General features: G+C 72.0%; 9 protein-coding genes. 5 read left to right on the top strand and 4 right to left on the bottom strand.

Annotation, left to right across the window (positions count from 1 at the left end; translation table 11 throughout):
• Positions 1 to 11: 11 nt before the first annotated feature.
• From ACGFZN_RS13390 to ACGFZN_RS13370, 5 genes are all read left to right on the top strand, one after another.
• On the top strand, positions 12 to 1,391 hold the full coding sequence (locus ACGFZN_RS13390) for a cation:dicarboxylate symporter family transporter (protein ID WP_393858593.1): 1,380 nt from the start codon (positions 12 to 14) through the stop codon (positions 1,389 to 1,391).
• A gap of 198 nt (positions 1,392 to 1,589) precedes the next feature.
• Positions 1,590 to 2,357, top strand: a complete 768-nt coding sequence (locus ACGFZN_RS13385; RefSeq protein WP_393858592.1) for a DUF2127 domain-containing protein — start codon at positions 1,590 to 1,592, stop codon at positions 2,355 to 2,357.
• A gap of 58 nt (positions 2,358 to 2,415) precedes the next feature.
• Positions 2,416 to 2,844: a MerR family transcriptional regulator gene (locus ACGFZN_RS13380; protein WP_393858591.1), complete on the top strand. Its 429-nt coding sequence runs from the start codon at positions 2,416 to 2,418 to the stop codon at positions 2,842 to 2,844.
• The gene (gene trxA / locus ACGFZN_RS13375; RefSeq protein WP_393858590.1) at positions 2,841 to 3,173 is read left to right on the top strand and encodes a thioredoxin; all 333 of its coding nucleotides are present in this window, start codon (positions 2,841 to 2,843) and stop codon (positions 3,171 to 3,173) included. The genes ACGFZN_RS13380 and trxA overlap by 4 nt, the downstream gene beginning before the upstream one ends.
• Before the next feature lie 120 nt (positions 3,174 to 3,293).
• Positions 3,294 to 5,588 carry a HelD family protein gene (locus ACGFZN_RS13370; protein WP_393858975.1) on the top strand — a complete coding sequence of 765 codons (2,295 nt, stop codon included), beginning with the start codon at positions 3,294 to 3,296 and terminating at the stop codon, positions 5,586 to 5,588.
• Here the strand turns inward: ACGFZN_RS13370 and ACGFZN_RS13365 are convergent.
• From ACGFZN_RS13365 to treS, 4 genes are all read right to left on the bottom strand, one after another.
• Positions 5,575 to 6,438, bottom strand: coding sequence for a hypothetical protein (locus tag ACGFZN_RS13365; protein WP_393858589.1), 864 nt, complete (start codon positions 6,436 to 6,438; stop codon positions 5,575 to 5,577). The genes ACGFZN_RS13370 and ACGFZN_RS13365 overlap by 14 nt on opposite strands.
• Before the next feature lie 49 nt (positions 6,439 to 6,487).
• On the bottom strand, positions 6,488 to 8,722 hold the full coding sequence (gene glgB, locus ACGFZN_RS13360; RefSeq protein ID WP_393858974.1) for a 1,4-alpha-glucan branching enzyme: 2,235 nt from the start codon (positions 8,720 to 8,722) through the stop codon (positions 6,488 to 6,490).
• A 190-nt stretch (positions 8,723 to 8,912) separates the two neighbouring features.
• Positions 8,913 to 10,286, bottom strand: a complete 1,374-nt coding sequence (locus ACGFZN_RS13355) for a maltokinase (RefSeq protein ID WP_393858588.1) — start codon at positions 10,284 to 10,286, stop codon at positions 8,913 to 8,915.
• 89 nt (positions 10,287 to 10,375) lie between these two features.
• Positions 10,376 to 11,899: maltose alpha-D-glucosyltransferase (treS, locus tag ACGFZN_RS13350; RefSeq protein ID WP_393858587.1), on the bottom strand; the 1,524-nt coding region annotated here is incomplete at its 5' end.

Here is an 11,899-nt window from a genome sequence, read left to right as displayed (position 1 = left end):
GGAGGGCAGTCGTGGCCGCCAGCACCCCCGACACGGCACCTGCCGCACCCCGCGTGAAGCGGGACCGCACCCACTACCTGTACATCGCCGTGATCGTGGCCGTCGCGCTCGGCATCGCGGTGGGATTCGCCGCGCCGGACTTCGCCAAGGAGCTCAAGCCGCTCGGCACGGGCTTCGTGAACCTGATCAAGATGATGATCACGCCGGTCATCTTCTGCACGATCGTCACCGGCGTCGGTTCCATCCGCAGCGCCGCGAAGGTCGGCAAGCTGGGCGGCCTCGCGCTGACCTACTTCATCGGCATGTCGTTCGTGGCCCTGGCCATCGGCCTGGTGGTCGGCAACGTCCTGCACCCCGGTGCGGGCATGCACCTCAGCGAGGCGGCGAAGCAGGCGGGCCACACCCAGGCCGCGAGCGGCAGCGAGGGGCTCGTCGACTTCCTGATGAGCATCATCCCGACGACCTTCGTCTCCGCCTTCACCGGCGGCGTGGTGCTGCAGACGCTCCTCGTCGCGCTGCTGGTCGGCTTCGCCGTGCAGGCGATGGGCACCTCGGGCGAGCCGATCCTGCGTGGCATCGGGCACATCCAGAAGCTGGTCTTCCGGGTCCTGTCGATGATCATGTGGGCGGCGCCGGTCGGCGCGTTCGGCGCGATCGCGGCGGTCGTCGGCGAGACCGGCGTCGAGGCGCTGAAGGCCCTCGGCACGATCATGCTCGCCTTCTACATCACCTGTGTGCTCTTCGTCGGCCTGGTGCTCGGCCCGGTGCTCTGGTTCGTCGCCAAGGTCAACATCCTGAAGCTGCTGAGGTACCTGGGACGCGAGTTCCTGCTGATCCTGTCGACCTCGTCCTCGGACACCGCCCTGCCGCGCCTGATCGCCAAGATGGAGCACCTGGGCGTGAGCCGCCCGGTCGTCGGCATCACCGTGCCGACCGGCTACTCGTTCAACCTCGACGGCACCATGATCTACCTGACCATGGCGTCCCTGTTCATCGCCGAGGCCCTGGGGCAGCCGCTGCACCTGGGCGAGCAGATCACCCTGCTGCTGTTCATGATGGTCGCCTCCAAGGGCGCCGCGGGCGTCTCCGGCGCCGGGCTCGCCACCCTCGCAGGCGCGCTCCAGTCGCACCGGCCCGCCCTGGTCGACGGCGTCGGCCTGATCGTCGGCATCGACCGCTTCATGAGCGAGGCGCGCGCGCTGACCAACTTCGCGGGCAACGCGGTGGCCACGGTGCTGATCGGCTCCTGGACCAAGGAGATCGACCGGGCCCGGGTGGAGCGGGTCCTCGCCGGCGAGCTGCCGTTCGACGAGACGACGCTGGTGGACGACCACCAGGCCCCGGTCCCCGGGATGCCCGGACCGAGGGACGGGGAGCTGGCCAAGGCCTGACCGGCGCCCGCAGAACTCCGGAGGCCCGGCCCCGCCTGAACCCGGGCCGGGCCTCCGGCCCACCCCCGCCCGGCGCGCCGACCCGCCTCGGCCGCCATGTACTAACGTGCCGGTCCGGATCGATGCGGAACGGCGCGTTCGCGCGTGGCGTCCGTACGTCCGTAGGAACGAGTCAGCATCTGTTGGGAGGCACGGGGGATGAGCATCGACTGGGACCGGCGGACCTGCGCGCGCAAGGGGCATGTGACCTACGCGCCGGACGATCCCCGGCTGCGGATCCGGCTGCACGCCGAGACCGCGCTCGGGGACGTCTGGCGCTGTCTGCGCTGCGGTGACTTCGTGCTCGGCGAGCCGCACGGCTCGGGCCCGGCCGCGGACGCGCCGCTCGTGCCGCGCGGCAAGGTCCTGCGCGACCTGTTCATCCTCCGCTTCCTGGCGATCGAGCGGGCCGTGCGGGGCGTGTTCATCGTGCTGGTCGCGGTGGCGGTGTGGAAGTTCAGCAACAGCCAGGACGCGGTGCGACGGCTGTTCAACGAGAACCTGGACGTCTTCCGCCCGGTGTTCCGGCACTTCCACTACGACCTCGACCACTCACCGGTCGTCGGCTCCATCCAGAAGGCGTTCGGCTACAAGCACTCCACGCTGCTGCTGGTCGCCGCCCTGCTCCTCGCCTACGCGCTGATCGAGCTGGTGGAGGCGGTGGGGCTGTGGTACGCCAAGCGCTGGGCGGAGTACCTGACGGTCGTCGCCACCGCCGCCTTCCTCCCGCTGGAGATCTACGAGCTCACCGAGAAGGTCAGCTACCTGAAGATCGCCACCCTCGTCCTCAACATCCTCGCCGTGCTCTACATCGCCCTGGCCAAACGCCTCTTCGGGCTGCGCGGCGGCCGCCGCAAGTTCGAGGAGGAGCGGCACAGCGCCTCCCTGCTGGAGCTGGAGGAGTCGGCCGGGGTGGTGCACGCCTGAAGCCGCCCGCCCCGCCGCGCTTGCCTTGACGCCGAGGTCAACGCCTACCGTCGTAGGCATGCGAATCGGCGAGCTGGCCGCACGGGCCGGGACCACGACCCGCACCCTGCGGTACTACGAGGCGCGCGGGCTGCTGCCGGCGCGGCGGGACGACAAGGGCCACCGCACGTACGACGAGGGCGACCTCAGGCTGCTGGAGCAGATCCGGACGCTGCAGGACTTCGGGTTCGAGCTGGAGGAGACCCGGCCGTTCGTGGAGTGCCTGCGCGCCGGGCACCCGGAGGGCGACTCCTGCCCGGCCTCGCTCCAGGTCTACCGGCGCAAGCTGGCCGAGCTGGACGCGCTCATCGGGCAACTGTCGGCGGTGCGGCAGACGGTCGCCGGGCAGTTGCGGCGGGCCGAGCTGGCCCGGGACGCGCTGGCCGCCGAGGCGCTGGTTCCGGGGGGTCCGGAGCCCGTGTGCGAGCTGGGAGGGCCTGCGCGATGAGTCTGGTGAGCGGACTGACCGAGGTGACGGACGCGGATTTCGGCACGGAGGTGAAGGGCTCGGACCTGCCGGTTCTGGTGCAGTTCACGGCCGACTGGTGCGGGCCGTGCCGACAGCTGGCGCCGGTGCTGAAGGACATCGCCGCCGAGGAGGGTGACCGGCTGAAGGTCGTGCAGATCGACGTGGACCGCAATCCGGAGACGACCGTCGCCTACGGCGTGCTGTCGACGCCGACGCTGATGGTCTTCCGCGGCGGCGAGCCCGTGCGGTCGATGGTGGGCGCCCGGCCCAAGCGGCGGCTGCTCCAGGAGCTGGCCGACGTGCTGTAAAGCGCGGCCGCCCACGAAAAAATCCCCTAAGCAATTGCGCTCGGGGGATTTCTGTGCGTATATTCAGTGGTTCGCGACTTCCATTTGAATGGTCGCGGAGAACTCCACTGAGCACACTATATCCGGGCGGGAGCGGAATTGTCAAACGCGGAGTGGTCGAACAGCGAATTTCCAGACGATGAATTGCGCCGCGAGCAGGAATTCATCGACGGACTGTACGCGCGCGTGGACGTGCTGCGCGGCGAGGCCGAGTCCTCGGTCGCCGACGCGCTCGCCCAGGGCGACAAGCCCATGCAGGCCCGGCTCGAGCGGGACATCCTGGTCGCCGAGCGGTCGGGGCTGCTGGCCGCGCTGAACGCCGTCGACGGCTCGCTGTGCTTCGGCCGGATCGACCTCGCCGACGGCACCGGTCACCACATCGGCCGGATCGGGCTGCGCGAGGACGACGCCGAGCGCACCCCCATCCTGATCGACTGGCGGGCCGAGGTCGCCCGCCCCTTCTACCTGGCCACCGGCCACACCCCGATGGGCCTGCGCCGCCGCCGGCACATCGGCACCGAGGGCCGGACCGTGACCTCGCTGCACGACGAGATCCTCGACCTCGGCGACACCACCCGCACCGGGTACGAGGACCCGAGCGGCGACGCCGTGCTGCTGGCCGCGCTGAACTCGGCGCGCACCGGCCGCATGAGCGACATCGTGCAGACCATCCAGGCGGAGCAGGACGAGATCATCCGGGCTCCGCACCGCGGTGTGCTGGTGGTCGAGGGCGGCCCCGGCACCGGCAAGACGGCGGTCGCCCTGCACCGGGCCGCCTACCTGCTGTACGAGCACAGGGAGCTGCTGGCCCGCCGGGCCGTGCTGATCGTCGGCCCCAACCCGGCGTTCCTCGGCTACATCGGCGAGGTGCTGCCCTCGCTCGGCGAGACCGGCGTGCTGCTGGCCACGGTCGGCGAGCTGTTCCCCGGCGTGAAGGCCACCGCCACCGACACCCCGGAGGCGGCCGCCGTCAAGGGCCGCGCCGGCATGGCCGACGTGCTCGCCGCCGTCGTACGCGACCGGCAGGCCCTGCCCGACCCGGTGATCGCGATCGAGCACGACCGCGAGGTGCTGATGCTGGACGACGGCCTGGCGAGCGTCGCCCGCGAGCGCACCCGCGCCGCCAAGCTGCCGCACAACGCGGCCCGCGAGCACTTCGAGGGCCACATCCTCAACACCCTCACCGAGCTGTACGCCGAGCGCGTGGGCACCGACCCGTACGACGGCTACAGCCTGCTCGACGCCGCCGACATCACCCAGATCCGCGACGAACTCGCCGAGAACCCCGAGGTCTGGTCGGCCATCGACCAGCTGTGGCCCCGGATCACCCCGCAGCGCCTGGTCGCCGACTTCCTCGCGGAGCCCGACGGGTACCTCCCCAAGGAGGACGCCGACGCCGTCCGCCGACCGGTGACCCGCGCCTGGACCGTCGCCGACGTGCCGCTGCTGGACGAGGCCGCCGAACTCCTCGGCGAGGACGACCGGCTGACGCGGGCCCGCGCGGAACGCGAGCGCGAGACCCAGATCGCCTACGCGCAGGGCGTGCTGGACGTGTCGTACGCCTCGCGGACCTACGAGTTCGAGGACAAGGACGACGAGGAGTCGGAGGTGCTGTCGGCGCACGACATCATCGACGCCGAACGCTTCGCCGAGCGGCACGAGGAGGCGGACCACCGCAGCGCCGCCGAGCGGGCCGCCGCCGACCGCACCTGGGCGTTCGGGCACATCATCGTGGACGAGGCGCAGGAGCTGTCGCCGATGGCGTGGCGGCTGCTGATGCGGCGCTGCCCGACCCGCTCGATGACCCTGGTCGGCGACCCGGCGCAGACCGCCGAGGCCGCGGGTGCCGGTTCCTGGGCGGACATCCTCGCGCCCTTCGTCGAGGACCGCTGGGAGCACACCCGGCTCGGCGTGAACTACCGCACCCCGGCCGAGATCATGGAGCTGGCCGCCGCCGTGGTCCGCGCCGAGCACCCGGACTTCCGGCCGCCCAGCTCGGTCCGCTCCACGGGGGTGCGGCCCTGGGTGCGGCGGGCCGACGGCGGCCTGCCCGAGGCCGTCGCCAAGGCGGTCGCCGAACTCACCCCGGCCGAGGGCCGGCTCGCGGTCATCGCCCCGCGCGGGCTGCACCGCTCGCTGGCGGCCCGGCTGGACGGCGTCACGGCCGGCGCCGAGCCCGACCTGACCCGCACGGTCGTCCTGCTCGACCCCCGCCAGGCCAAGGGCCTGGAATTCGACTCCGTCCTGGTGGTGGAGCCCGGCGACTACGGCACGAGCGACCTGTACGTCGCCCTGACCCGGGCCACCCAGCGGCTCGGGGTGCTGTACACGCGGCCGCTGCCCGAGGCGCTGGCCGGGGCGGTCACCGGGGCGTAGCGGCCGGAGAGGCGGACGGCGGCGGGTAGCTCGGGTGCAGCGAGGAGGGCAGCGGGGCCAGCTCCTCGCACAGCTCGGCCGGGAAGGCGGGCTCCCTGCGCCGCACCTGCGCGCACCCGCCGGCCCCGCTCTCGAAGAACGGCTTCCAGCCGGAGCGCTCCGCCCGGAAGAAGACACGGTCGCCGAGGGCGGCGGTGCAGGCGGGGTCGTCGGTGTCGTCGCCGCACGCCGGTCCGGTGCGCCAGGAGAAGTCCAGCACCAGCCACTTGCCGTCGCAGTGCTCGGCGTCGCGGTAGGTGTGCGCGGGCGCGCCGACCGCTTTGAGGGCCTGGTCGTAGGAGGCGGGGGTGCAGCCGGTGCGCGGCGGGGTGCAGCCCAGCTCGCCGCACAGGCGCAGCGCGGGCGGCCGGGCGCCGTCGGCGGTGAAGACCGTGTAGTTGTCGACCACCAGCTTCCGCTTGCCCAGCGGCTCGGGCAGCCGCACCCGGACCGTGCCCGTGCGCTCCTTGACGCATCCCGAACGCCGGTCGCCGGACGGGGAGGTGAAGGTGATCTGCACATGGACGGTGCCCGGTACGGAGCCGTACTTCGCGTCGGTGTCCTCCGCCTTCAGGTTCCGCACGCAGGGGCGCTCGCCGCTGGGCAGGTCGGCGTCCAGGCTCACCGTGCGCCGGTCGGCGGCGAGCCGGGCCGCGGTGACCCGGGACGGCTCGGAGAGGGTCCACGGGATCGGCCCGGTCTCCGTGGCGGACACCCCGCCGGCTCCGGACGCCACGCGTGTGCCGCAGCCGCCCAGCAGCAGGACGGCGACGGCACACAGCAGGACGGTCCATGGTCTCCAGGGTCGCACGTGCCTCGATCCCCCCGTGGTGCACGCAGGTTGACCCGGACAACTGTACCTACGCCGGCCGCAGCCACACCGTGGCGAGCGGGGGCAGGGTCAGCCGGATGCTCGCCGGGCGGCCGTGCAGACCCCGGGGTTCCGGCTTGATGACGTCGGGGCTGGTGACATCGCTGCCGCCGTACCGCGCGGCGTCCGTGTTCAGGCACTCGTGCCAGGCCGGGACGTCGTCGGGGACGCCGAGCCGGTAGTCGTGCCGGACCACCGGCGAGAAGTGCGACACCGCCAGCAGCGGGGAGCCGGCGGCGTCCAGCCGCAGGAAGGCGAAGACGTTGTCGTCCGCCGCGTCCCCGGCGATCCACTGGAAGCCCGCCGGGTCGGGGTCCCGCTGCCACAGCGCCGGCGTCGCCCGGTAGCGTGCGTTCAGGTCCCGTACGAGGTTCAGCACGCCCCGGTGATCGGCCTCGGCGCCGTAGGACGGGTCGAGCAGCCACCAGTCGGGCCCGTGCGCCTCGGACCACTCCGAGCCCTGCGCGAACTCCTGCCCCATGAACAGCAGCTGCTTGCCCGGGTGGGCCCACATGAAGCCCAGGTAGGCGCGGTGGTTGGCGCGCTGCTGCCACCAGTCGCCCGGCATCTTGGAGACCAGGGACCGCTTGCCGTGCACGACCTCGTCGTGGGAGATCGGCAGGACGTAGTTCTCGCTGTAGGCGTACACCATCGAGAACGACATCTCGTGGTGGTGGTACGTGCGGTGGACCGGCTCGTGGCTCATGTACTGCAACGAGTCGTGCATCCAGCCCATGTTCCACTTCAGGCCGAAGCCGAGCCCCCCGAAGCCGCTGGGCCCCTTGTGGTGGGTGGGGCGGGTGACGCCGTCCCAGGCGGTGGACTCCTCGGCGATGGTCACCACCCCGGGGCAGCGCCGGTAGACGGTGGCGTTCATCTCCTGCAGGAAGGCCACCGCGTCCAGGTTCTCCCGGCCGCCGTGCTCGTTCGGCGTCCACTGGCCCGGCTCGCGCGAGTAGTCCAGGTACAGCATGGAGGCCACCGCGTCCACGCGCAGCCCGTCGATGTGGAACTCCTCGCACCAGTACACGGCGTTCGCCACCAGGAAGTTGCGCACCTCCCGGCGCCCGAAGTCGAACTCCAGGGTGCCCCAGTCCGGATGCGCGGCCCGCAGCGGATCGTGGTGCTCGTACAGCGGGCGCCCGTCGAACTCGGCCAGCGCCCAGTCGTCGCGCGGGAAGTGCGCCGGCACCCAGTCCATCAGCACCCCGATGCCGGCCTGGTGCAGCCGGTCCACCAGGTACTTGAAGTCGTCCGGGGTGCCGAGCCGGGCCGTCGGCGCGTAGAAGCCGGTGACCTGGTAGCCCCAGGAGCCGCCGAAGGGATGCTCGGCGACCGGCATCAGCTCCACGTGCGTGAAGCCCAGGTCGCTGACGTACCGCGGGAGTTGCTCGGCCAGCTCGCGGTAGGTCAGCCCCGGCCGCCAGGAGGGCAGGTGCACCTCGTACACGGAGAAGGGCGCCTCGTGCACCGGGGTGTCCGCGCGGTGCGCCATCCACTCCGCGTCCGCCCACTCGTGCTCCGAGACGTCCACGATCGACGCGGTCGCGGGCGGCACCTCGGTACGGCGGGCCAGCGGATCGGCGCGCAGGGTGCGCGAGCCGTCCGGGCGGGTGATCTCGAACTTGTAGGCCTCGCCCGCGCCGATCCCCGGCACGAACAGCTCCCACGCCCCGGTGGAGCCCAGCGAGCGCATCGGGAAGCCGGTGCCGTCCCAGAAGTTGAAGGTCCCCGCGATCCGCACGCCCCGCGCGTCCGGCGCCCACACCGCGAACCGGGTGCCGGACACGCCCTGATGGGTGGTGACATGCGCGCCGAGCGCCTGCCACAGCTGCTCGTGCCGGCCCTCGCCGATCAGGTGCAGGTCCAGCTCGCCGAGGGTGGGCAGGAACCGGTAGGGGTCCTCCGTCTCGTGGGCCGTGCCGTCGTACGCGACGAGCAGCCGGTACCCGGGCACCTCGGCGAGCGTCACCAGCCCGGAGAAGAAGCCGTCGCCGTCGTCGTGCAGCTCGGTCCGCAGCCCGTCGGCGACCACGGTGACGCCCCGGGCGAACGGGCGGAAGGCGCGGAAGGCGACCCCGCCCGGCACCGGGTGCGCGCCCAGCACCGCGTGCGGAGCGTGGTGGGTGCCGTGCAGCAGACGGTCGCGGTCGGCGGCGTCCACGGGGGCGGGCACGACGTCCTGCGCGGCCGGGGCCGGCTCGGATGCGCGCGCCGGGGGCACCCTCGCGGGCGCGGGCGCGGGCGCGGGCGCGGACGCGGGAGCGGCCTTCTGCTCGGCCCTGCCCGTGCCGGACGTGTGCTTCGGCGTGGCTGACTTGTTGCGTGTCACGGACGAGCCTCCTGGTCTTCACACGGCGTCTTCACGCGGCGTCTTCACACGGCGGTGGGGTCTTCGCGCGGCGAGCCGGCCGTCACGCGGCGAGGCGGCGGATCGCCGAGAGGGGTACGGGGAGCCAGTCGGGCCGGTGCCGGGCCTCGTAGACGACCTCGTAGACCGCCTTGTCGGTCTCGAAGGCCCGCAGCAGCACCGCGTCGGTGCGCGGATCGCGGCCGGCCACCTCCGCGTACCCGCAGCAGTAGGCGGCCCGGCACGCGTGCGCCCAGTCGGCCGCGGGCGGGTTCACGGAGTGGGCGGCGTAGTCGAAGGAGCGGAGCATGCCCGCGATGTCCCGCACCGGCGGCTGCGGCATCCGCCGTTCGGCCGGCGGCCGGGCCGGCTCCCCCTCGAAGTCGATCAGGGACCACTCGCCGGACGGCGACCGCAGGCACTGGCCCAGGTGCAGATCGCCGTGGACGCGCTGCGCGGTCCAGGTGTGGCCCTCGGCGGCGAGGTCGCCCAGCGCCCGGTAGGCGGAGCGCAGCCCGGCCTCGAACGGCCGCAGCGCGGGCACCGCCTGGACGGCCGCCTGGAGCCGCTCGGTCATCCCGTCGACCAGCGCCTCCATCTGCACATGACCCAGGGTGACCGTCGGCAGCGCCCGGGCGAGCGCGGTGTGCACCTCGGCCGTGGCCCGGCCCAGCGCCCGCGCCTCGGCCGCGAAGTCCTCGCCCTTCGCCAGCTCGCGCAGCGCCAGCTCCCAGCCGTCGCCCGCCCCGCCGACGAAGGGCTGGAGCACCGCCAGCACGTACGACTCGGCGTCGATCTCGGCGTGCAGCCAGGCCGTCGGCGCGGGCACCCGGGGGCAGCCCTCGCGGGCCAGCGCCAGCGGCAGCTCCAGGTCGGGGTTGATGCCGGGCTCCACCCGGCGCAGCACCTTCAGGATGAACGTATCGCCGTAGACCACCGAGGAGTTGGACTGCTCGGCGGTCATCAGCCGCGCCACCAGCCCCTCGCGTATCTCCTGGCGCGGATCCCGCTCGAAACGCAGCCCGCCGACGCGGGCCTGGGTGCGCAGGGCCTCCAGGAGCACTTCGGCGGGCCGGGGGTCGTACAGGGCCTCGTACACCGTGCGTCCGGAGAGCGGCCCGTCCTCGACGTGTCCGATCAGCGCGGGCGCCAGCCGGGGCGGCAGCGCCTCGCGCACGCCTATGAGGAGCTGGTAGCAGTCGCCCGGGTGCGTCTCGGCGCCCAGCACGGACGGCTGGTGCACGCGCAGCAGCAGGTGGTACAGGCCGAGCCGGCCGTCGGGCGGCAGCAGTTCGGTGACGGCGACCGGGGTGAACCCGGTGACCGGGCGGCCCTTGCCGGCGAACCAGCGCTGCCGCGGCAGCCACTCGCGCAGCAGGGGGTCCAGGGAGGCGAGGAGCGGGGTGGTGGTGCCGGACGAGGTGACCGTTTCCGCCATGGGCGTCACGTCCTTTTCCGGAAGCGCGAGGGGTATCACTCTTGCGTGCCCCGGGTGGGGCGGGGGAAACCGCCCCACCACGGGGGGTTCTAGGCGGCGTCCTGCCGCAGCCGGAACCAGTAGAAGCCGTGCCCCGCGAGGGTGAGCAGGTACGGCAGCTCGCCGACCGCCGGGAAGCGGACCCCGCCGAACAGCTCGACCGGGTGCCGCCCGTTGAACCGGCTCAGGTCCAGCTCCGTGGGCTGCGCGAAACGCGAGAAGTTGTGGACGCACAGCACCAGGTCGTCCTCGTACTCCCGCAGGAAGGCGAGCACCGCCGGGTTGGTGGACTGCAGTTCGGTGTAGGACCCCAGTCCGAAGGCGGGGTTCTGCTTGCGGATCTCGATCATGCGCCGGGTCCAGTGCAGCAGCGACGAGGGCGAGGACATCGACGCCTCGACGTTGGTGACCTGGTAGCCGTAGACCGGGTCCATGATCGTCGGCAGGAACAGGCGTCCCGGGTCACAGGACGAGAAACCCGCGTTCCGGTCGGGGGTCCACTGCATCGGCGTCCGTACGGCGTCGCGGTCGCCGAGCCAGATGTTGTCGCCCATGCCGATTTCGTCGCCGTAGTACAGGATCGGCGAGCCGGGCAGGGACAGCAGCAGCGCGGTGAACAGCTCGATCTGGTTGCGGTCGTTGTCGAGCAGGGGCGCGAGCCGCCGCCGGATGCCGATGTTGGCGCGCATCCGCGGGTCTTTCGCGTACTCGGCCCACATGTAGTCGCGCTCTTCGTCGGTGACCATCTCCAGGGTCAGCTCGTCGTGGTTGCGCAGGAAGATGCCCCACTGGCAGCCGGAGGGGATGGCCGGCGTCTTGGCGAGGATCTCGGAGACGGGGTAGCGGGACTCGCGCCGAACGGCCATGAAGATGCGGGGCATGACCGGGAAGTGGAAGGCCATGTGGCACTCGTCGCCACCCGACTGGTAGTCCCCGAAGTAGTCGACGACGTCCTCCGGCCACTGGTTCGCCTCGGCGAGGAGCACCTTGTCCGGGTACTGGGCGTCGATCTCCTTGCGCACCCGCTTCAGGAACTCGTGGGTCGCCGGCAGGTTCTCGCAGTTGGTGCCCTCCTGCTGGTACAGGTACGGCACCGCGTCCAGCCGGAACCCGTCGATGCCGAGATCCAGCCAGAACTTCAGCGCGGAGATCATCTCCTCCTGCACGGCCGGGTTCTCGTAGTTCAGGTCCGGCTGGTGCGAGAAGAAGCGGTGCCAGTAGTACTGCTTGCGTACGGGGTCGTACGTCCAGTTCGAGGCCTCGGTGTCGACGAAGATGATCCGGGCGTCCTGGAACTGCTTGTCGTCGTCGGCCCAGACGTAGTAGTCCCCGTACGGACCGTCCGGATCGCGTCTCGACTCCTGGAACCACGGGTGCTGGTCGCTGGTGTGGTTCATGACGAAGTCGATGATCACGCGCATGCCGCGCTGGTGCGCGGAGTCCACGAACTCCACGAAGTCGGCCAGGTCGCCGAAGTCCGGCAGCACCGCGGTGTAGTCGGAGACGTCGTAGCCGCCGTCCCTGAGCGGCGACTTGAAGAACGGCGGCAGCCACAGGCAGTCGACCCCGAGCCA

Source organism: Streptomyces sp. NPDC048192 (genome assembly GCF_043202415.1).
Lineage (GTDB): Bacteria > Actinomycetota > Actinomycetes > Streptomycetales > Streptomycetaceae > Streptomyces.
This window is presented reverse-complemented; position numbering and strand designations above follow the sequence as displayed.